The sequence below is a fragment of the Caballeronia sp. GAWG1-1 genome (assembly GCF_023631465.1).
Taxonomy (GTDB): domain Bacteria; phylum Pseudomonadota; class Gammaproteobacteria; order Burkholderiales; family Burkholderiaceae; genus Caballeronia.
This window is the reverse complement of the sequence record NZ_JALQDB010000023.1, coordinates 194,181-214,379: the sequence shown is the minus strand read 5'-3', so window position 1 is coordinate 214,379 and position 20,199 is coordinate 194,181. Positions and strand designations below refer to the sequence as shown.

General features: G+C 59.2%; 24 protein-coding genes and 1 tRNA gene. 9 read left to right on the top strand and 16 right to left on the bottom strand.

Annotation, left to right across the window (positions count from 1 at the left end):
* Positions 1-5: 5 nt before the first annotated feature.
* Together NCT03_RS34390 and NCT03_RS14400 are read right to left on the bottom strand one after the other, a co-directional pair.
* On the bottom strand, positions 6-755 hold the full coding sequence (locus tag NCT03_RS34390) for a hypothetical protein (RefSeq protein WP_502800372.1): 750 nt from the start codon (positions 753-755) through the stop codon (positions 6-8).
* A 2-nt stretch (positions 756-757) separates the two neighbouring features.
* Positions 758-961: a helix-turn-helix transcriptional regulator gene (locus NCT03_RS14400; protein ID WP_350030014.1), complete on the bottom strand. Its 204-nt coding sequence runs from the start codon at positions 959-961 to the stop codon at positions 758-760.
* A gap of 515 nt (positions 962-1,476) precedes the next feature.
* Here NCT03_RS14400 and NCT03_RS14395 point away from each other — a divergent pair.
* A complete protein-coding gene (locus NCT03_RS14395; RefSeq protein WP_250466288.1) occupies positions 1,477-1,905 on the top strand; it encodes a PRC-barrel domain-containing protein in 429 nt (142 codons plus the stop codon).
* Positions 1,906-2,294: 389 nt separating this feature from the next.
* On the opposite strand, the gene NCT03_RS14390 is transcribed toward NCT03_RS14395, so the two are convergent.
* Together NCT03_RS14390 and NCT03_RS14385 are read right to left on the bottom strand one after the other, a co-directional pair.
* The gene (locus tag NCT03_RS14390; RefSeq protein ID WP_250492885.1) at positions 2,295-2,879 is read right to left on the bottom strand and encodes a hypothetical protein; all 585 of its coding nucleotides are present in this window, start codon (positions 2,877-2,879) and stop codon (positions 2,295-2,297) included.
* A gap of 29 nt (positions 2,880-2,908) precedes the next feature.
* Positions 2,909-4,117: a tyrosine-type recombinase/integrase gene (locus NCT03_RS14385; RefSeq protein ID WP_250466284.1), complete on the bottom strand. Its 1,209-nt coding sequence runs from the start codon at positions 4,115-4,117 to the stop codon at positions 2,909-2,911.
* A gap of 165 nt (positions 4,118-4,282) precedes the next feature.
* Here NCT03_RS14385 and NCT03_RS14380 point away from each other — a divergent pair, with 165 nt between their 5' ends.
* The gene (locus NCT03_RS14380; protein ID WP_250466282.1) at positions 4,283-4,432 is read left to right on the top strand and encodes a hypothetical protein; all 150 of its coding nucleotides are present in this window, start codon (positions 4,283-4,285) and stop codon (positions 4,430-4,432) included.
* A 315-nt stretch (positions 4,433-4,747) separates the two neighbouring features.
* On the opposite strand, the gene NCT03_RS14375 is transcribed toward NCT03_RS14380, so the two are convergent.
* The 5 genes from NCT03_RS14375 to NCT03_RS14355 all read right to left on the bottom strand — a co-directional run bounded on the left by NCT03_RS14375 (position 4,748) and on the right by NCT03_RS14355 (position 7,093).
* Positions 4,748-4,823 (bottom strand) — tRNA-Ala (locus tag NCT03_RS14375).
* A gap of 60 nt (positions 4,824-4,883) precedes the next feature.
* Complete coding sequence (locus NCT03_RS14370; protein ID WP_250492896.1) at positions 4,884-5,228, bottom strand: c-type cytochrome; 345 nt, start codon at positions 5,226-5,228, stop codon at positions 4,884-4,886.
* A gap of 2 nt (positions 5,229-5,230) precedes the next feature.
* Positions 5,231-6,034, bottom strand: coding sequence for a BON domain-containing protein (locus tag NCT03_RS14365; protein WP_250492884.1), 804 nt, complete (start codon positions 6,032-6,034; stop codon positions 5,231-5,233).
* A gap of 22 nt (positions 6,035-6,056) precedes the next feature.
* Complete coding sequence (locus NCT03_RS14360) at positions 6,057-6,644, bottom strand: phosphoheptose isomerase (protein WP_244826697.1); 588 nt, start codon at positions 6,642-6,644, stop codon at positions 6,057-6,059.
* Between the two features lie 89 nt (positions 6,645-6,733).
* On the bottom strand, positions 6,734-7,093 hold the full coding sequence (locus NCT03_RS14355; RefSeq protein WP_244826696.1) for a YraN family protein: 360 nt from the start codon (positions 7,091-7,093) through the stop codon (positions 6,734-6,736).
* A gap of 74 nt (positions 7,094-7,167) precedes the next feature.
* Between NCT03_RS14355 and rsmI the strand changes: the two genes are divergently transcribed.
* A complete protein-coding gene (rsmI, locus tag NCT03_RS14350) occupies positions 7,168-8,049 on the top strand; it encodes a 16S rRNA (cytidine(1402)-2'-O)-methyltransferase (protein WP_250492882.1) in 882 nt (293 codons plus the stop codon).
* A gap of 46 nt (positions 8,050-8,095) precedes the next feature.
* Here rsmI and NCT03_RS14345 read toward each other — a convergent pair whose 3' ends face one another.
* Positions 8,096-8,698, bottom strand: a complete 603-nt coding sequence (locus tag NCT03_RS14345) for a septal ring lytic transglycosylase RlpA family protein (RefSeq protein ID WP_250492881.1) — start codon at positions 8,696-8,698, stop codon at positions 8,096-8,098.
* Between the two features lie 666 nt (positions 8,699-9,364).
* Here NCT03_RS14345 and NCT03_RS14340 point away from each other — a divergent pair.
* The 3 genes from NCT03_RS14340 to NCT03_RS14330 all read left to right on the top strand — a co-directional run bounded on the left by NCT03_RS14340 (position 9,365) and on the right by NCT03_RS14330 (position 11,194).
* Positions 9,365-10,009 (top strand): MBL fold metallo-hydrolase, encoded by a 645-nt coding sequence (locus tag NCT03_RS14340; RefSeq protein WP_250492880.1) that lies wholly within the window; start codon positions 9,365-9,367, stop codon positions 10,007-10,009.
* Positions 10,006-10,641 carry a 3'-5' exonuclease family protein gene (locus tag NCT03_RS14335; RefSeq protein WP_250492879.1) on the top strand — a complete coding sequence of 212 codons (636 nt, stop codon included), beginning with the start codon at positions 10,006-10,008 and terminating at the stop codon, positions 10,639-10,641. The genes NCT03_RS14340 and NCT03_RS14335 overlap by 4 nt, the downstream gene beginning before the upstream one ends.
* Positions 10,642-10,723: 82 nt before the next feature.
* Positions 10,724-11,194 (top strand): Lrp/AsnC family transcriptional regulator, encoded by a 471-nt coding sequence (locus NCT03_RS14330; RefSeq protein WP_244826692.1) that lies wholly within the window; start codon positions 10,724-10,726, stop codon positions 11,192-11,194.
* A gap of 3 nt (positions 11,195-11,197) precedes the next feature.
* Here the strand turns inward: NCT03_RS14330 and NCT03_RS14325 are convergent, their stop codons facing one another.
* The 3 genes from NCT03_RS14325 to NCT03_RS14315 form a co-directional block, all read right to left on the bottom strand.
* Positions 11,198-12,379 (bottom strand): cation diffusion facilitator family transporter, encoded by a 1,182-nt coding sequence (locus tag NCT03_RS14325; RefSeq protein WP_250492878.1) that lies wholly within the window; start codon positions 12,377-12,379, stop codon positions 11,198-11,200.
* A gap of 194 nt (positions 12,380-12,573) precedes the next feature.
* Positions 12,574-12,876 (bottom strand): H-NS histone family protein, encoded by a 303-nt coding sequence (locus NCT03_RS14320; protein WP_244826690.1) that lies wholly within the window; start codon positions 12,874-12,876, stop codon positions 12,574-12,576.
* 352 nt (positions 12,877-13,228) lie between these two features.
* Positions 13,229-13,894 (bottom strand): HugZ family pyridoxamine 5'-phosphate oxidase, encoded by a 666-nt coding sequence (locus NCT03_RS14315; protein ID WP_250492877.1) that lies wholly within the window; start codon positions 13,892-13,894, stop codon positions 13,229-13,231.
* 203 nt (positions 13,895-14,097) lie between these two features.
* On the opposite strand from NCT03_RS14315, the gene NCT03_RS14310 reads away from it, so the two are divergent.
* A complete protein-coding gene (locus NCT03_RS14310) occupies positions 14,098-15,276 on the top strand; it encodes an MFS transporter (protein ID WP_250492876.1) in 1,179 nt (392 codons plus the stop codon).
* A gap of 57 nt (positions 15,277-15,333) precedes the next feature.
* Here NCT03_RS14310 and NCT03_RS14305 read toward each other — a convergent pair whose 3' ends face one another.
* A complete protein-coding gene (locus NCT03_RS14305) occupies positions 15,334-16,479 on the bottom strand; it encodes a branched-chain amino acid ABC transporter substrate-binding protein (protein WP_244826687.1) in 1,146 nt (381 codons plus the stop codon).
* A gap of 594 nt (positions 16,480-17,073) precedes the next feature.
* Between NCT03_RS14305 and NCT03_RS14300 the strand changes: the two genes are divergently transcribed.
* Complete coding sequence (locus tag NCT03_RS14300; RefSeq protein WP_250492895.1) at positions 17,074-17,775, top strand: dienelactone hydrolase family protein; 702 nt, start codon at positions 17,074-17,076, stop codon at positions 17,773-17,775.
* A 129-nt stretch (positions 17,776-17,904) separates the two neighbouring features.
* Here NCT03_RS14300 and NCT03_RS14295 read toward each other — a convergent pair whose 3' ends face one another.
* A complete protein-coding gene (locus NCT03_RS14295) occupies positions 17,905-18,090 on the bottom strand; it encodes a hypothetical protein (RefSeq protein WP_244826686.1) in 186 nt (61 codons plus the stop codon).
* 252 nt (positions 18,091-18,342) lie between these two features.
* Positions 18,343-19,581 (bottom strand): MFS transporter, encoded by a 1,239-nt coding sequence (locus tag NCT03_RS14290; RefSeq protein WP_250466272.1) that lies wholly within the window; start codon positions 19,579-19,581, stop codon positions 18,343-18,345.
* Between the two features lie 383 nt (positions 19,582-19,964).
* Between NCT03_RS14290 and NCT03_RS14285 the strand changes: the two genes are divergently transcribed.
* Entirely contained in the window at positions 19,965-20,177 is a 213-nt protein-coding gene (locus NCT03_RS14285; RefSeq protein ID WP_244826684.1) for a hypothetical protein, read from the top strand.
* The last annotated feature ends 22 nt before the right edge of the window (positions 20,178-20,199 follow it).

Genomic DNA, 20,199 nt, shown 5'->3' with positions numbered 1-20,199 from the left:
TGACGTTAGTCATGACGCACCTCGGCGCGGGCGAGTTCAGCGAGATGCAGCAACGCTTCGGCGCAGCAGTCGAGCGCATCGTTCGCGGAGGGTGCAAGGGCCGCGTCGCGCAGGGCGCGATTGATGATTTGGATTTGAAGCGGGGATTGTGTTCGCTCAGGACGAGCGGGAATAGCGGGGCGCATGGCGCGGCCTCCTTGTACAGGTTCAACGAACCTGGCTCCCGCTGTCAAACGGGGTGGCCAGGCACTAGGCAGGGTTGACAGACCGGCGTACAAGGAAACCGGCGAGCGCGAACGCTCCCCCGCCAAGGCCCGGCCATTGAAGGCGAACGCAAGGCTGCGGACGAAAAAATACCGCCGGTCGGCGGTTATCCGCCTTGTACAGTTCGAGCTGTCAAACCCGAGCGGAAGGTGTCTCCTCCCGCGCTTCAAAGGATAGACGACGGGATCAGATTTCGTCAAGCTGGTTGCATTTTCGTACTGGACCGATGGCGCGGCTGAGGACGGTGGCTTAGGATCGCTATCGGGGTTTCTTGATTGGCCGGCTATTGTGCCGGCCATTTTTTTACCAAGCCAACGTCGCCCACCAACAAAGTCCTGTGCATGACAACTGATTTCACCCTGACAACGCGTAGTGCCGAAAACTGCCCTGCCAACTCCGTCGGATTCAAAGTGCAAACGAAAGCGCGACTCGAACTTCGCGCGCGGCAATAACGCTAGCAAGCTCCGCTCAAAAATGATTTTTTTCAGCATGTTCACTCCTCCGCCCGATAGGTAGACGGCGCAATGAGGAAAGCCTCGATGTCGCCGATTCGCCAACCAACCGAACGGGGGCCGAGGTCAATAGGCGCAGGGAACGTCTTCTTGTTGATCCGGGCGTAGATCGTTGACCGCGAAAGGCCGGTCAACTCTTCTACGCGCTTTCGACGCAAGATCGCCTGGGGAGTCTGAAATGTCATAGCCATACCTCTTTTCGGATGCGTGGTTCCGGCTCATCCGGCACGCACGTCAAAGAATCGCGCCACTAGTCTCGGACTTGTCCTAATCCAACACGACTCTCATCCGAATTCGGATGCAGATCTATCGGCAGCAAGGCTTTGAGCCGAGATGTGCTAGTGCATCAACTTGTTGACTGAGGCTCTGGTCGAGATGCGTGCAGATACAGACGCAATCGTCTATGTGATAAGCGTAGGGGCTACTCGATGACCGCATGAGCGAGATTGAGCGAGGCTTCGCCACGATTCAGCCGCTGCGCGGCAGCCGTTGAGCTACCTGCATTTCAGTTTTGTATTATTCGATCGTGCAGGCTCAGCATGGGAAAACTTCTACTGGTTGATCAGCGGGTCGTCCGTAAAAGAGATGCGACCAAAGCAGTTTTATCAACAGCGACGCCACATCCTGACTAGCGCGAGACGGCCTGCAGCAGGTCCGTTTCTTGCCCCAGCAGGGACTCCCAATTCCAAGGAAGTCCACCATGAGAAAGCTTCACCGCGTCGCTCTCGCCGTAGTTCTTAGCGCTGGGTGCATCAATGCTCATGCACAAGTCGCTGGTACTCAGCCGCTTAGCGTTACTGTTCAACAATCCAAGGCATTGCTTGAAGGTTGGAGCGCGAAGAAGAGCATCCTTGGAAAAGCGGTGTACAACGACAAGAATGAAAAAATCGGCTCGATCAAGGATCTCGTTGTCACGACCGACGCTACGGTGTCCGCAGCCGTGATCGCGGCAGGCGGTTTTTTGGGCGTGGCAACCCATGACGTCGCCGTGCCCATTACTTCTCTCGATACTCGCAACGGCAATTTTTATCTTGCAGGCGCGACAAAACAGGCACTTAAAGACACCCCTGAATTTGAATACAGTAAAGTTCAGACTCCCCCCAAGCCGCATAAGCTCAAGGCCGATTGAACCGGGTGCCACGCTGATGATGTCACGACGCCGAATCACCGCGCTGAAACGGGTTCGGCGCGTTTTTTGTCGTTTGGGAATAGTCATTGCGGTAAGGTTATCGCGCAATCGTTGCGCGTCACCACTGGAGAACCGCGATGTCGTCAGATCCGATCGACCCGACTGCTGTCCCTTCAACACCTCCTGACGCGCCGGCTCCCGGCCCGACTCCTGGCGATGTTCCTGATGTCGGTGAGCCCGAACCGGAGCCGGATCAAAAATAGTCGTTCACCGTGCCGGACGCTTTTCTTAAACGTCCGGCAGAGTTTTAAGATAACCCGTCCCCGATGTGCGAGAGCAAAAAGGCCCCGATATACGACAGTCGTCGCATATGCCCTGCTGAGTTAGGTTTAGTCTGACTGCGCACCATCAAGAATCGACCTCCTCAGGCGGCGTGCTTCATCGAGATACTTCTTTATTGTTGCGTCGTCAAGCGATACGCCCGCACGCTCGAGATCGATCCGCATTTCCTTCGCGTGCAGATTGCGAGGGGCGTCGGGATCCATACGGTAACCGCCCATTGCCAGCCCGATTATTAGCTTGAGCATCGCGTGACGCTCCTTCGTCGCTGCGCTTTTGCTCTCATCCTCTTTGCTGAATCTTGGTGTCGCTCGTAGCTCATCACGCGATTCTCGCCTCGCGAGTTCACGGATTAACGATTGTGGCAATCTAAAACCGGCGCGCCTAACCGCGTCGCAAATGTAGATAGGATCCTCTTTGACCTCCCATTTGCAAATCCCATAACGCCGCCCCCAATTCGTGCGTTTGATGACTACGGCAATTTGCCTTGCTGTTTCGTATTCTGGTTGACGTGCCTTCGATCGATAGTCGAAGTTAGGGTGCAGATGCGGATTCTTTGTATCAAGCAGAAGCGCCGCTTCCCTCACGGTCCACTTGTCGAGCGCTACCCAATAGCGATAGTCGATGAAGTCCATCGGCATGCTCACGCATAGCTGCGATGAGGCTAGCTTGTCGCGTTAATCGCATCGGGCGCGTCTGCCTTAAGCTCGTCAAGATAGTCTGCCCAAACCTGCATCATCCGCACGCGATCGTCGATGAATTTCGTCCGGTTATAAGCCGTTCCTAAATTGTCGGCGACTCTATGGGCGAGCTGGTGCTCGATCACTTCGCACGGGAAGCGGAGCTGCTCATGAAGAATCGTTCGGGCCATCGCTCGGAACCCATGCCCTGTAATTTCGGTTCTTGTGTCATAGCCTAGTCTCCGGAGCGCCGCATTGACCGCCGCGCCGCTCATCGGCTTACGTGGGTCGCGTCCAGGAAACACAAACTGTCGATGCCCAGTGAGCGCACGAAGATCGGTGAGGATGTTCACCGCTTGAGCGGAAAGCGGAACGAGATGGTCTGTCCTTGTCTTGGAGACGTTATAGCGCCATTCCGCGCGTTCGAGATCGAAGTCCTTCCACTGTGCGGTTCTTAGCTCTCCCGGCCGAACGAAAAGCAACGGTCCGAGGCGAAGGGCGCATTGCACAACAAATGTGCCTTGGAAACCGTCAAGCGCTCGCAAGAGCTCAGCGACCTCTTGCGGGTTAGTGATCGACGCAAAGTGCACGTGGTGCGCCGGCGCGAGAGCTCCGCGCAGATCGGCAGACACGTCTCGCAATGCACGGCCTGTCGCTATGGCGTAGCGAAGCACCTGCCCGCAGTTCTGGTGCACACGATGAGCCGTATCCAAGGCTCCCCTTTTCTCCACGCGGCGGAGAACAGCGAGGACGTCAGGCGCGGAGATGTCAGCGATTGGCCGGCCGCCTAGCCACGGAAAAACGTCATTTTCGAGACGAGCAATGACCTTATCGGCGTGCGACTTCGCCCACGTTGGAGCCTGTCGAGCGAACCACTCACGGGCAACAACTTCGAAGCTATTGGCCGAATGTGCGACAGCAGCTGCTTTCTGAATACGACGCTCTATGCCCGGATCGATGCCATTAGCCAGCAAGCGGCGAGCATCGTCACGACGCCGGCGGGCCTCCTTTAGTGAGACGAGCGGGTATGACCCGAGAGCAAGTCGCTTTTCTTTACCGAAGAAACGGTATTTAAAGCGCCAATGCTTGCCACCCGAAGGGGTGACTTCAAGATACATCCCCGCGCCATCGGTGATTCGATATGCCTTTTCTCTGGGGCGCGCATTTTTTATGGTGATATCCGTCAACGACACGGTTATTTCTCATACGAAAAGCGGATTGCCAGCTTCGGCGAAAAACCATTCATTCGTCAAGGGTTGGCCGGTGATGCCTTAGAACAATTCGGTATTCCAGTATGTGAGACCGCTACAGTCGTGGCAGCACGCTACCCACATGTCGCAACGCATTTGGACTTGGACATGTCGCCCCGCCGCAAGCAACGCAAGGCATATTCGTGCCGCCCGGCGGTCGCCGCATTGTTCAAATACAGACGACACGAGAAATGGCCGCTTAGGGGCGATGTGATCCTGACGATTCCCGACGGCGCCGACGATTTCGCGGCCCTCTGAATGTGTCCGTCAGTCTGGGCGCGAATCACGCCTCGCCATCCTAGGCGACAGAAAATCTCCAAACGCTTTTGCCATCCGGACACTGAAGACTGTGCCAACCCGCGGGCGGTCCTCTTGCCTTAGGCCGCCCTTGAGGCCTGCAAAATCCTGGATGGGGGCATCGACAAACTGGAGTCTTGGAATGCCCCCAAAAAGCCCCCCGAATGGCCGAGGATGACACAGGATGTTACCGGATGACATTGGAATAAAAAAACCCCGCGAGCCTTACTGGCTGCGGGGTTTCGGGACATCATTGGACTTGCTAGGAGTGTTGTTTGGTGGAGAGGAGGAGGATCGAACTCCCGACCTTCGCATTGCGAACGCGACGCTCTCCCAGCTGAGCTACCCCCCCAACGAAGTAAAAGTGTATCACAAGCATCTCGACGAAACGCAAGCCCGAGCCGCCACCAGCTTACTTCTGCGGCGCTCCCGCCAGCACCCACGCGACCACGGTCTTGATGTCCGCATCGTTCATCAAAGGATGCGAAGGCATCGGTATCGATCCCCACACGCCCGCGCCACCCTTCTTCACTTTCGCTTCAAGCTTCGCGCTCGCGGATGCATCGCCCTTGTATTTGTCCGCCACTTGTTGAAACGACGGCCCAACGAGTTTGCGATCCACCGCGTGACATCCCATGCACGCATTGCTGCGCGCAATCGCCATCGCATTGGCGGCGGATATAGGCTGATCCGCCGCATGAACCAAGGCCGATACACTCAAAAGCAAACCCGCCACGACACAACCACGCAGTCGCATCATCACTTACCCACTGGCGCCGGAGCCGCACTTCCCGGATGAACATCCGAATTCTTGACGGGCGCGGGCGTCTGCTGATCCAGCGGACGCGATGTCACCGATGAATCCGGCACCGTTCCAACCGTGGCCTCAGGCGCCGGGGCACTCGCCGCCGAGACGCCGCTCGCATCCGATGCCGCCGCCGCCTCCAGCGCCTTGGCTTCTTCCGGCTTGATGTACTGGAACACCTTCACCACTTGTTCGACGCCCGGCACGCGCGCGGCGACATCCGCGCCATGCGCGCCTTCATCCGGCGTGACGAGGCCCATCAAATACACAATGCTCCGCTCGCACACGACCTTGTAGTAATTCGCGCGCAAGTCCTTCTCACCGACCATCGCGGTCTTCACGCGGCCTTCGAGGTACGAGTCGTTGGCGCGCGAGGAAATAGAACTCGCGCCCTGCACCGACAGTTCATTGACGATGCTGCCCACGTTGTTGATGTCGTGCGCGACAGACTCGGCCTTCTGCTTCGAGGCATCGTCGGGTACTTCGCCTGTCAAGAGCACGCGCCGGTTGAACACGGTGACATTGACATGCGCCGTGTCGGGCACGCTCTCGTTAATCCGCGATAGCGCCTTCACCTGGATCTCGCGATCTTCGGTCTGCGCGCCGAGCGTGCGGCGATCGGTGGCGATCAAGGTGCCGCCGCCCATCGCACCGACCACCGCGAGCGCACAGCCCTGCAGTGTCAACGCAACACCCGACAACATGCTCACCACCAACGTGGCGTTAGCCAGCGTCGCCTTCACGCGTGTCTTGTTCATCAACTCGTTTTCCCCTTTGTGTTCAGTCGTCGCCCAGCAGCATCGCGTCGATGCCGTCGCTCAGGCAGTGAATGGTCAACAGATGGACTTCCTGAATACGCGCCGTCCGCTCGGAAGGCACGCAGATATGTATGTCGGTGTCGATGAGCACTTCGGATATCACGCCGCCGCCCTTGCCCGTTAGCGCAATCACGATCATCTCGCGTTCGTGCGCTTCCTGAATCGCCGCGAGCACGTTTACCGAGTTGCCCGACGTGCTGATGGCAAGCAGGACATCGCCCGCATGTCCCAACGCACGAACCTGCTGCGAAAAGATCTGTTCGAAGGCGTAGTCGTTGCCGACTGCCGTGAGTATCGATGTATCGGTCGTCAGCGCAATGGCCGGCAACGCGGGACGCTCGCGCTCGAAGCGGCCGATGAGTTGCGCGGCAAAACGTTGCGCGTCGGCGGCCGAACCGCCGTTGCCGCATGTGAGAATCTTGGAGCCGTTGGCGAGCGCGCTGAACAGCGTGTCGACTGCCGCCGCGATCGGGACCGCCAGCACATCGAGTGCTTCGAGCGTGAGCGCCGCGCTGTCGCGGAATTGCTGTTGAATGCGTTCGACTGACATCGACTCTCGATTATCGGCCGCGGCGGCGGCGGTTGTTGCGTGTGAATGCTGCGCAGTTTACCGCATGCATGCCGCGGCACACCTCAACATCAAGTGCCGTCGGCACGAAATGCATCCGTCACCCAGCGAATGCGTCCCGCATCGAAGGCGATCACGTCAAAGCGGCACGCGGGCAACGCGCCGCGCCACTTCGTCAGATAAAACTGCGCGGCGCGCACGATCCTCTCGCGCTTTCTGGCATCGACGCTCGCGGCGGCATCCGCGAACCGGCGGCTCGCGCGCGCCCTGACTTCGACGAACACGAGCGCGCCGCGTTCATCGGACATGACGAGATCGATCTCACCGCCACGGCAACGCACGTTGCGCGCGACGAGCTTCATGCGCTGCCTTTGCAGGTACTCGAGCGCGCGCGCTTCGAAAACATCGCCGAGCGATTTGGACACAGGCACTCCTCAAAAGTTGTCGAGCGTTGAGCGCTTGCACGCGTGGCAAAATAGCAGTCTTTCCTTCGACGCCCGCGCTCATGCTTCAGATCTCCGAATTAGCCGACGGGCAGCACTATCCGACGGGCGCGCTCTATGTGGTCGCCACGCCGATCGGCAATACGGCGGACATCACGGTGCGCGCACTGCACGTGCTCGGTCTCGTCGATCGCATCGCCGCCGAAGACACGCGCAACACCTCGCAACTGCTCGCCCGCTACGGCATCTCGAAGCCGTCGATCGCCGTGCACGAACATAACGAACGCAGCGCCGCCGAACGCGTGATCGAGCATCTGAAGAACGGCGAGCGCATCGCGTGCGTGTCGGACGCGGGCACGCCCGGCATTTCGGACCCAGGCGCACGTCTCGTCGATGTCGTGCGCAACGCGGGCTTTCCCGTCATCCCCTTGCCGGGCGCAAGCGCGCTCACCACTGCGTTGAGCGCGGCCGGCGCGTGGGTCAGCGGCTTCTCGTTCATCGGCTTCCTGCCGTCGAAACCCAAACAACGCGCCGCGCAACTGCGCACGCTGAGCAAGCACTCAATGGCGCTCGTGTTTTACGAGGCGCCGCATCGCATCGTGGAAACAGTACGCGCGCTCGGTGAAGCGCTCGGCGGCGGGCGGCAAATGCTGATCGCACGCGAATTGACGAAGTTACACGAGAGCCTTCATCGCTGCACCCTGGCCGAAGGGCCAACGTGGCTCGAAGCAGATGCCAACCGGCAACGCGGAGAATTCGTGCTTGTGGTGCAGGGCGCACCGGAGGAAGAAGCATCGGACGATGCCAACGACGAGCTGCTCACCACGCTGCTCGAAGAGTTGTCCGTGAAGAGCGCGGCGCGCATCGCGGCAACGCTCTCGGGCGCATCGCGCAACGTCTTGTACGAACGCGCGTTGATACTCAGCAAACGCTCGGAAGAATGAAAAAAGGCCGTCGCGATGACGGCCTTTTCATGGATCAGACGCAGGTTCAGTTCACGCCGTCATCCGCCAGCGACTGCGACTGCTCGCGCGCCGCCCGCGCTTCCTGCTGCGTCAGTCCTTCGATCTTCACCTTTTGCGTGCCGCTGCTGCTCATGTCCAGCGCCGATGCAGCCGCATACGAAAGATCGATCACGCGGCCACGCACGTAAGGTCCGCGATCGTTGATCTTAACCACCACCGTCTTGTGATTCGCTTCGTTCGTCACGCGCACCCATGAAGCCAGCGGCAGCGTGCGATGAGCGGCGGTCATCGCATTCATGTTGAATTTCTCGCCGCTGGCCGTCTTGCGGCCGTGGAACAGGCGACCGTACCAGGAAGCCTTTCCCTGCTGCTCGAATTCGCCGACGTTCGGGCCGCTGGTAATCGGCTGCGCGTTGGCCAGCGACTCGCCCTGTGCTTGCTTTGGAGCAGGCACGGAGCTCAGGTTGTTGTCGAATGCGAGCGGTGCGGTGGAGCGGGCACTCGTCGTGCTAGCGGTAGCTGTTGTCTGAGGATTAGACGCGATGTCGCCCGAACCCGGCGCGGCGCAGCCAGCCAGTACTGCGACGGCTAGCAAGCTACCGACATGTCGAAGATATCGAGCATTCATAGGCGTGTCTTCATTGTTTGTAGAGCGGCCGCGCCGCACTGGAAGCGCGCGCAAGGCTGCTCGAAAGGCAAGCCGCGCAAAGCAGGACGCCGTTCGAACCAGCGAACGGCGAACTGATGCTCGGATGCGGCGTACTCTTGCCGCAAAGCCCGGTTATTGTTCACGTCTGGCGCAGCCTGTCCCCGGCAGCCTGACCAGACCCCACGTGCCGCCATCGAACATGACAACGGTTCGCGCGCTATGAGACGTTGTTTCAGCGCAGGAACGGCGGCGTAGGCCCCATCCGGTGCGACGGCAGCTAAGGCCGTCTGACAGACGCGCGGCGCCTGACCGGACAAGACGTGTGCACCAAATGACGGTGCTTGAGTTGCAGTTACGAGGCTTTCAGCCCCCAACAGCGTACTGATAACAATTGTAAAAACGCACTAGCGTTCAGACTTTTGTCCATTGACGGCATGGTCAAAGCCATGCACAAGTGTCGTCATTATACAAAAAAACGGGGGTCCGGCTCCTCCGACTGCATATTTCGTCATTGATTTTCGCTATGACCGTAAGAATTGCAGCTCTGGAAGCGGCCTCCGGGCCTTTATGGAGGCTGACGCGAGCGTGATCCGGCACCGGTACAATGCACCTTTTTACACGCGACTTCGTCCCGGTGAGAGTCTTATGAAAGTCATTCTTGTGCCCGTGACGCCGTTCCAGCAAAACTGCACCATCGTAATCTGCGAGACGACGCAGCGCGCCGCCGTGGTCGACCCCGGCGGCGACATCGAGCGCATCATTGCCGAGGTCGAGCGGCAAGGCGCGAAGGTCGAAAAAGTGCTGCTGACGCACGGTCATCTGGATCACTGCGGCGGCGCGAAAGCACTTGCGGAACACTACGGCGTCACCATAGAAGGACCGCATCGGGAAGACGCGTTCTGGATCGACCAGTTACCCGCGCAATCCAAGCGCTTCGGTTTTTCGGATGCCGAAGCCTTCACGCCCGAGCGATGGCTCGAAGACGGCGACACCGTGCAGTTCGGCGAGGAAAGCATGGAAGTCTATTTTTGCCCCGGTCATACGCCCGGACACGTAGTGTTCTTCAGCCGCGAGCATCGGCTGGCGCTCGTCGGCGATGTGCTGTTTGCCGGCTCCATCGGTCGCACCGATTTTCCGCGCGGCAATCACGCCGAATTGATCCGCTCCATCCGCGAGAAGCTCTGGCCGCTCGGCGACGACGTGACCTTCGTGCCGGGCCACGGACCTGCATCGACACTTGGCGAGGAACGCCGCTCCAATCCCTATGTGGGCGACGGAGTCAGCGCATGAACGCCATTCCCGAAATCTATGTCAGCACGGATGTCGAAGCCGACGGTCCCATTCCCGGTCCGCACTCGATGCTGAGTTTCGCGTCGGCCGCGTTCACGGCGGACAAACAGCTCGTCAGCACGTTCTCGGCGAATCTGGAAACGCTCGAAGGCGCGGCGCCGCATCCTGTTCAAGCGGCATGGTGGAAGACGCAGCCTGAGGCTTGGGCCGCGTGCCGTATCGATCTGCAAAAGCCCGAAGTCGCGCTCGTCAAGTACGTCGAATGGGTGGAGGCCCTGCCCGGCAAACCGGTGTTCGTGGCGTATCCAGCAGGCTTCGACTTCACCTATATGTTCTGGTACATGATGCGCTTCGCCGAACGCTGTCCTTTTTCGTGGTCCGCGCTCGACATCAAGACACTGGCTTTTGCGATAACGGGCTTGCCGTATCGGAAGGCGATCAAACCGCGTCTGCCCAAGCACTGGTTCGACGACCTGCCGCATACGCACGTCGCGCTCGATGACGCTATCGAGCAGGGCGCGCTCTTTTGCAACATGCTGGCGGAGCTTCGTGCCTCGCAGGCCGCCACACAAGCCACTGCGGAAGAAACTGAAAGCATCGTCGAAGGTAAAAACGCGCCGACAGGCCAGTGAGTTAGGGAAACTACCTCAGTGCGGCCGCTTTGCATTGCGTTTCTTTTTCTGCGCCTCTAACATTAGGTCAGATCGCGACCGAATGGAGGCGCAGTTGACTCTAGATACATTTTCACAAAAAATCCTGCGTCTCCTGCAACTCGACGCGCGGCGGTCCGTTCAGGAAATTTCGGATCAGGTCGGGCTTTCGAGTACGCCCTGCTGGCGCCGTATCAAGGACATGGAGCAGTCCGGCGTCATCCAGCGTTACACCGCCCTCCTCGACCGGGAGAAGCTCGGCCTGCACGTCTGCGCGCTCGCGCATATTCATTTGACGCGGCACACCGAAGGCGGCGTCGAACAGTTCGAACGCGAGATCGCCACCTGTCCGGAAGTGACCGAGTGCTACAGCACCACGGGCGAATCCGACTACATTCTCAAGATCGTGGCGCCCGACATCAAGTCATACGACGCGTTCCTGCACGAGCGCATCTTCAAGATTCCGGCCGTGGCGCAGGTTCGCACGAGCGTCGTGCTGCGCGAAATCAAGTTCGATACTCAACTGCCACTCTGAATATCAAGGTCGAACGGGCGCGTCACGCGTCGTTCGAAGCGCATGGGTTACGCGTAACTCGTGCGCGCCAAGCTTTCGCTTGAGGGCATCGATATCGATTCGGGCAAGGCGCGCCGCCGCGTCTTCGCCTAATTGATCTGGTAAATGCGCTGGCAAAACAATATCGATATCGAAACCGCTGCTCAGGTAATGCAGATTCAACTCCTCTATTGGCAAGCTCTCTGCACCGAAAGCGGCGCGCACGGCGTCCATTGCAGTGGACCGCAACGGGAAATTGCCGGGCAGCGGGTTGAGCGCGTCGCTTTCCGGATCGACGTGAATGAGCGCATCGATCACGCGCGGATCGGTCATTACGTGCGCACGCGCCGATTCGGCAATGAAGTGCCCCTCCGAAACCGAAATACGCGGATCGACGAGAATATGCGCGTCGACGATTGCCATTTCGCCCATTTTCCGAGTACGTAATTCGTGGACTTCACGCACACCGGGCGTGCCGAGCAAAATGGCGCGTAAATCAGCGGCGGCGGTTTGATCGAGCGCCCGGTCCGACAAATCCTGGAGCGCATCCCACGCGAAACTCCAGCCCATTTTGCCGACCATGAAACCGACCAGTGCGGCGGCAATCGGATCGAAAAATTTAAGTCCTGCGAGACTGCCAATAATTCCAAGCGCCACGACGAGTGACGAAGCGGCGTCCGAACGTGCATGCCAGGCGTTGGCCACGAGTAATGCCGAGCGCACGCGTTCTGCCGCGCGCAGCATATATCTGAACAAGGCTTCTTTCGATACGAGGACGATTAACGCAACCACCAGCGCGCTGGCGTGAACGGGGGGAATATCGTCCAGGTTTAGAATTCGCGTGCCGGCGCGCCATAACATTCCCGCACCGACTGCAATCAACAATCCGCCGAGGAATAACGACGCTACCGTTTCATAACGGCTATGACCGTAGTTGTGATCGTGATCCGGCGCTGCCGCCGAACGATGGTTGGCAATTAGAACGATGAAATCGGAAACCAGATCGGATAGCGAATGGACGCCGTCCGCGAGCAGCGCTTGAGAATGGGCAATAAAACCCACCGTGAGTTGCGCCGTGCTTAAAACGCAGTTGAGCGCAATGCTGGTCCAGGTAGTCGTCCGCGCAACGTCCTGCTTTTCCTTGGCACGGGCCGTCGAAAGCGACATGTAATTTGCCTTAAGCCAAACATGTATGTCGATAAATCTTAACGCCGTGCCTGGCTTCGCGCTTTCAATGCGCTCTTCGCTCGGGGAAAAAGCACAGACGGCGACATTAACACGTGCCGTTACGCGTGCGAACTCGCTAGTCGGAAAAAAGCCGCGTTCTAAGCGCGGCTCTTTTCACTGAAATCTGGCCCGACTTATCTGCCAATCAGAAAGCTATCGCGGTCCTGTCCCGCAATCCACTTCGGCGGCTTACCGCGGCCCGACCACGTGCTACCGCTTTCCGGGTCACGGTATTTCGGTGCAACGCCGTTACGGGCACGGGATGCCTTCGGAGTCTTAGCGCCTCGACCACCGGCTAGTTCCTGAAGTGTGATGCCGTAATCCGCCATTTTCTGCTTGATCTCATTGAGCACTTCGGCGTATTCACGCGACTTCGCTTCTTCAATCTGACGTTCCAGAGACTCGCGCTGCGCGAGAAGTTCCTTGTATGAAGGCATGGCAATTTCCTGAGTGGTTTGCTGAATTACGAGTCTGTCGCCCGCTTTACGTTTTCGATAAAGCCTCGGATGGCACGCAGATTAACACATATCGGATTAAGGCGGCATGTGCGCATTGCCACTTAAATTGAGTTTCAGCGGCTTTCCTCGTAACAATGGGCCGTCTGTTCGCTTCTCGCCCGTAGCACCTCTCGGGAAAGTAGTAAGGAATAGACGTCGTTAATCGTGAAAAATTGGCGCACAATGAAATGCCGTCGACGCTCTTTGGGCAAATATTTCACCGGATGACAGTTTAGATGCAGCCGTTCCTCATAGTAAGCTGTCTTTTTGCCATCCGGTTAATGAATGCTGCCTAGCTTTGCCGCTCGATGCAATCGATTAGCGCGGTCCTCAATTCGTCCCCGTTAAGTTTCGGCTTATCGAAGGTAAAACGATTGCGTGTGCCGTCGCGCAGCAAATCGCATCCGTACCGGTCTATCCCTAATAATGCAAGATTCGCCGGCCGAGCGTTATAAGCATCGAAAATCTTGCAGAGCGCGACTTCATCGGCGGAAGAAACCGGCTGCAGATCATCCAAATCTTCTGCGCGCAGCCATCCCATTGCACCAAAACCGCCAATAAATCGCATTCGTTCCAGCGACATCAGCCAGAACGAGAAATCACCCAACTCCAAGTAACGCCCCGCGTCCGGGTGATATCGCAAATAACGACGCGACAGTTCTTCATATTGCGCAAGCGGCGCGGGCGCGAATGTACCGAGCATGGTCAATCGCTGTCCTTCGAGAACGCGCCCTTCCGCCGCGTGAGTAATCAGAAAACCGGCCCGTCCGTCTGCCTGAAGATTGCGTGTATGTTCGGCGAGCTGGCTGATCAACAACATTGGCGTATGGTGAGCGGTCGGCGCAAAAGGCAACGCGGTTGGATAAGGAAAACCGCGTGGGTCTCGCGACTGCGTGGCGAGCGTGCCTTCTGGCATGCGATGCAGCAAATGCAAAGGCGCTTGCGACGGGATATGCATGAATCTCCTTTTTGATTATTCGAGTTTGATGCGACCGATGGTAAAGCACGGGCATCGAGCGTGTCTGCTAGCCGTTCGATAGAATCGAAAGCTCCCGCGAAATGAGGCAATCTGCAAGGTTGTCCTGCGTTCGCATCACTCTTTCAAACTGTTCTTTCGTGTCCGACTCGACCTCTCTTTCCGCCTCCCGCGAGTCAAATCCGATGCAAGCCTTGCATCGCAGCCTCCCGGCCGCCGCCCGCAAGCGCGCCCGCTATTCGACGATGGCCGTGTTCTTCATCGCCGGCATGATGTACGCCTCGTGGGGCGTGCATGTGCCGACCGTGCGCGACAAGTTCGCGCTCAGTCCCGGCATGCTGTCGTTCGCACTCTTCGCCGTCGCTGGCGGCTCGATCTTCGCCATGCTCACAGCCGGTCCGTGGATCGCGCGAGCCGGCACGCGCATGGCCTGCATGGCGGGCGGCCTCGCCATGATGTGCTGCGGCGCGCTGATTCTAGTCGTCCCGGCTTTCTGGATGCTGCTCATCGTGCTGGCGCTTTTCGGCTTCGGCATGGCCACACTCGATGTCGCCATGAACGCCGAGGCCAGCGCCGTCGAAGAAGCGCTCGAGCGCCCGATCATGTCGTCGCTGCATGGCATGTTCAGCGTGGGCGGCATGGCGGGCGCGGCGGTCGGCGGCGCGTTGCTCGCGCACGGTCTTGCGCCTGCCGCGCATCTCGCTCTTGTCTCGGGCGTCAGTCTGATCGTCTTGCTCGTGTCGATGCCCTACGTGCTGCCGCACGTGGCGCATCACGATGAACACGCGAAATCGTCGTCGTCGAATCGCTGGCGCTCGGGCGCGCTCTGGGCGCTGGGCGGCATGGCGCTCGTTGCGTTGATCGCGGAGGGCGCCATGTACGACTGGGCCACCGTGTACATGCGCGACGTCGTGCTCGCCACGCCCTCGGTCGCAAGCGCCGCTTATGCCGCGTTCTCGGGCGGCATGGCGGCCGGTCGCTTTGGCGGCGATGCCGTGCGCGCTCGCTTCGGCGCGCCGCAATTGATCTTCGGCAGCGCGGGACTCGCGTTTATCGGCATGGTGATGGCGCTCGTCGTGCCGAACGCGGTCGTGACCCTGACCGGCTTCACACTGATGGGCCTCGGCCTCGCCAACATGATGCCGGTGCTCTTCGCGGCCGCGGCGCGCGTGGAGGGCGTGACGGCGGCGGAAGGGCTCGCGCAGGTCGCGGGCCTCGCCTATTTCGGCTTGCTGCTCGGACCGGTGCTGATTGGCGGCGTCGCGCAAATCAGCACATTGCCCATCGGGTTGTGCGTGGTCGCGGCTTGCTGCGCCTTGATCGCGCTGATCGGACCGAAGATCCTCAAGCGCCTCAAGATATAAAAAAACGCGCGGACCTTTGAAGTCCGCGCGTTTCTTGGAGCCGAAGGCCCGCCGTCATTACATCTTGACAACGTCCAGCAAGCTCTTCTTGCCCTTCTTGTAGTCGTACAGCGAGATCACGCCGTGCTTCAGGTCGCCCTTCGAATCGAAGGTCGTCTCGCCGATCACGCCCTTGTAGTCCGTGTTCGGCATGGCGGCAACGATCTTCGCCGGATCGGTCGAGTTTGCGCGCTTCATCGCGTCGACGATGATATACACCGCGTCATACGTGAACGGCGCGTAGATCTGGATAGGCTGACCGAAGCGCTTCTGGAACTTCGCCGCGAACGCCTGACCGCCTTCCATCTTTTCGAGCGCCATGCCGGCTTCGGAGCAGACGATGTTGTCGGTTGCGTCGCCAGCCAGGTCGGCCAGCTTTTCCGTGCAGACGCCGTCGCCTGCGAGAACCTTCGCGCGCAGGCCGAGCTGCTTGGCTTGCTTCGCGAACGGGCCGCCGGTTGCGTCCATGCCGCCGTACATCACCGCGTCGGGGTTCTCACCCTTGATCTTCGTCAGAATCGCGCGGAAGTCGACTGCCTTGTCGTTGGTCGCATCGTGCGAAATGACCTTCAGGCCAAGTGCCTTCGCGGTCTTTTCGAACTCGTTGGCGAGACCCTGACCGTAGGCGGTCGAGTCGTCCACCACGGCGACGCTCTTCACCTTCAATTGCTTCGCGGCGTAGTTGGCGAGCGCCGGGCCTTGTTGAGCATCGGTCGCGACGACGCGATACGTCGTCTTGAAGCCTTGCTGCGTGTAGGTCGGGTTCGTGGCCGACGGCGAAATCTGAACGATGCTCGCGTCGCTGTAAATCTTCGATGCCGGGATGGACGTACCGGAGTTCAAGTGACCGACGACGCCGACAACCTTGTCGTCGACCAGCTTCTGTGCAACCTGCGTGGCGGTACGCGGGTCGGCCGCGTCATCCTGCGCGTCGAGTTCCAGCGTGACCTTCTGGCCGCCGATGGTGAGACCCTTCGCGTTGATTTCCTCGACTGCGAGCCGCGCGCCGTTTTCGTTATCCTTGCCCAGGTGAGCAATGCCGCCGGTCAGCGGAGCGACGTGACCGATCTTGACGACCTGGTCGGCTGCTGCGGATGTTGCCAACGTAGCGAACAGCACGGCTGCAGCGCTGATCGGCAACAGTTTGTGAAGCTTGGTGTTCATGTAAGTCTCCAGTTTCGGTCCCAAAAACAACGTAATCGCCCTGTGCCCCGTCTTTCATCACGATCGCTCAGTCCCGTGGACGACCACGCCGGATGCATCGTCATGCACTTGGCAAGTCCTTCTGGCTGGCCATTTTTGGCGGCCGCCATCCGCACTGCGCGCAAGTGTAGGGGTGTCAAATTAAATTAGGGAAGTTTTTTAAGATACTGGTGTGACTACCGATTAAAGGCCAGTTGAGAAGCGCGGGCGTTTGTGGTGGCGTTCCGTGAAGACGCCCTGTTCATGCGGGTTTCCAAGGGGCGGACGTGTGCCGGTTTAGCGCGCTTCAAGAGCGGCGGCCGTTTGCCGATAATCCCGCGCGCTCGCTTCATTAGCCTGTTTTTAAAGCCGCTAAGTCGCCAAGTGTTTAGACCAGCCGCTCTAAAAATCCTTTTTCCGTCAAAGGTCATGCCAGCGCGGCCCGGGTGCGCTCAGGCGTCTGAAAGGGAAAGCTGGCACACTCACTCGCCAACGCGGTCCGAGGCTGGCGAATCAACGCACACAGCCGCCTCAAACGCGCATGTTCAATCGAGCTAAAGGAGCAACGACATGACCATTTCCACCACTTCCCGCTGGATCGACATTCCCGCCGATGGCGGCAGCTTCCAGGGCTATCTCGCGCTGCCAAAGACGGGCACCGGACCCGCTGTGATCATCCTGCAGGAAATCTTCGGCGTGAACGCGCATATTCGCAGCGTCGCCGATCAATATGCGGCAGATGGCTACGTGGCGCTTGCACCGGACGTTTTCTGGCGCACGCAACCACGCGTGGAGTTGGGTTACGACGGCGCGGATCGCGAAAAGGCGATGGAACTGCTGCAAAAGACCAATCTCGATGCAGCCGTCGGCGACGTCGGCGCGGCCGCCCAAGCATTGCGCGCGTTGCCCGAAGTGACGGGCAAGGTCGCGGCCATCGGCTTCTGCTTCGGCGGACGCCTCGCTTATCTGGCGGCGGCGCAGGGTTCGGTCGATCTCGCCGTGGCCTATTACGGGGGCGGCATTCAGAATCAGCTCGATCAGGCCGACAAAATCAAAACACCGATTCAATTCCATTACGGCGAACTAGACGCGCATATTCCTTCCGATGCAGTCGCCAGCGTGCGCGAACGTTTTGCGGGCCGTTCGGATTCGGAACTCTATCTTTATCAGGGCGCCGATCATGGCTTCAATTGCGGCGATCGCGCTTCGTATAACGCGAAGGCATCGGCGCTCGCGCACGGCCGCACCTTGACGTTCCTCGGCGAATATCTGGTTTGAATATAGTTCGTTCGACGGCGCGTAATGTTTGCGCCTGAAAAGACAAAACCCGGCTTGACGGCATTAAAGCCGTACCGGGTTTCGATCAGCGGCGGGACGTGCTGATTAAAGCGCATCCGCCCGCCGCGCCTAAACCAGCGCCGGCAGTCCTTCCACGAGCAGGAACGCAACCAGCACGCCCAATAGCGCGCCGAATACGCGCAAGGCGTTGTTCTTGAAATGCGTTGCGCAGGGAATGGCGCCGAGGAATAAGGCGCCAGCGAGCGCCATCGGGATAATCAGAATGAAATCGCCGATTGTGAAGTAAGTCGTCATGGTGCGTCTCCCTTCTTCCAGCTTCAAGCTCTTGTCGCGGCGCGCTCGAGATAATTCGTCGCGTCGACGCTTCGAGTATAGGCCGGTCGAATCGCCGTGTCGGCCTATATTCGTGCGCCTGAAAACTATTGCATTGCACCAAGCTAATTGAAACAAGGCTTTGCAAACGGAATTATTAAGTAGACGCGGAAAAACCCTTACTTCCCTCATATTTCAACGGGCTTTCAAAATCGCCTCACGGAATAATGACGATTAAGCACTCCGCTCGCGCACATTCAGATAAACCGCGCCCGCCATTCCGACCAGCAGCAAAGCGCCGATCAGCGAAGCCACGCCAGGCCAGCCGAACGCCGTCCAGAAGTGGCCGCCGTACGAGCCGATCAAGCTCGATCCAAGGTAATAAGCAAGCAGATATAGCGCCGCCGCTTGTCCTTTTGCCTGCGCGGCGAGTCGTCCGACCCAGCCGCTCGCCACTGAATGCCCGGCAAAGAAGCCGAACGTCAGGCAGGCAATTCCGCCGATGATCACCGGCAACGAACCCGAAAGCGTCATCGCGATGCCGAGCATCATCAAAAGCAAACTCGCGATCAGCACGCGCCCGCGCCCGAATACATCGGCGAGTTTGCCCGACCACGGCGAAGCGACCACGCCGGTGAGATAAACCGTGAAAATCGCGCCGATCTGCGTCTGATTGAGCCGGAACGGCGCGCCGAGCAGCCGATAACCCACGTAGTTGTAGAGCGTGACGAAACTGCCCATCAGCACGAAGCCGATGAGAAACAGAAACGGCAATCCGCCGTGGCGCAAATGTCCGGCAAGCGAGCGTCGATGATGATGGAAACCAACGCCGCGTCTTGGCTTGAAGCGCCGCGATGGCGGCAGCAACGAGCGGAATGCCAGCGTCGCGAAAAGCCCGAGCAGCCCGATTCCTCCAATCGCAATACGCCAGCCGAACAGATCGGCGAGGATGCCGCTGATCACGCGACCCGCCATGCCGCCTATCGCGGTGCCGCCGACGTAGAGCCCCATCGCAAGGCCCAGGCCTTCGGGGTGCACCTCTTCCGCGAGATATGCCATTGCCACGGCCGGCACGCCGCCGAGCGCGAAGCCTTCCAGCGCGCGCACGATCAATAGCGCGTGCCAGTTCGGCAGCGCGGCGACGATCATGGTGAGAACGGACGATGCGAGCAGCGACATCGTCATCAAGCGGTGGCGGCTCCAGCTCTCCGAAACGAATCCGGCGATGAAAATCGCCACTGCCAGCGCCGCCGTGCTCACCGAGACCGAAAGCGCGCTCACCGCCGGGCTTACGCCGAACGCCTTGGTGAACTCCGGCAGCAGCGGCTGCACGCAATAGAGCAGCGAGAACGTGGCGTAGCCCGCGAACAACAAGGCCAGCGCTGCGCGCCAGTAAGCGCGCGAGCCGCGCTCGAGATAGGGAATGGAATCAGCTTCAGTTTCGGTGCGCTGCGGCGCCGGCGATGCATTCACAACCAGGGTCTCCGTGTCGACCAGAGAGGATTATTCTGATCTGGTTCAAAGTTGTCGGCCCACGTTCGCGGCCCAAAACCGCTAAAGATACGCCGATCCTTAGGGTTTTGCCCGATACAGAAATCGGTCACATGTGCCGCAGGACACAACTTAATGCCGAAAAACGTCATCCAATGGCAACAAATGATATCGGCGGGCATCGCGCTCACGCGCCGCGATGCGCTAAAGTAAGAACACAATCGTTCATGGAAGCCGTGTGTGCTGCGCGTCGCGCAACAATGACGCGGCAGGTTGTCTGGTGCACGAGCCGTGAAAAGCCTGTGCTTGGTGAAAATATTTGACCGGCGTTTTATCCTCAGCCGGCACGGAAACGGGGATTCATCATGCAAATCGGTTCGATTGTCCGCTCCGTCCATATTGCCGTGCCTCAGGGCGCACGCGGCATCGTGATGCGAATTCTGGGCGACATGGCTATGGTCGCGTGGTACGCGGGCGAGCCCGGTGTCACTCAACTGCTCAACACGGAGCCGTTCTTTCTCGAAGATCTGATCGATACGGGCGAGATCGTGCGCCCCGCGAACACGGTCGTCCACTGAAGGAATGCTGACCGGCGCGCGG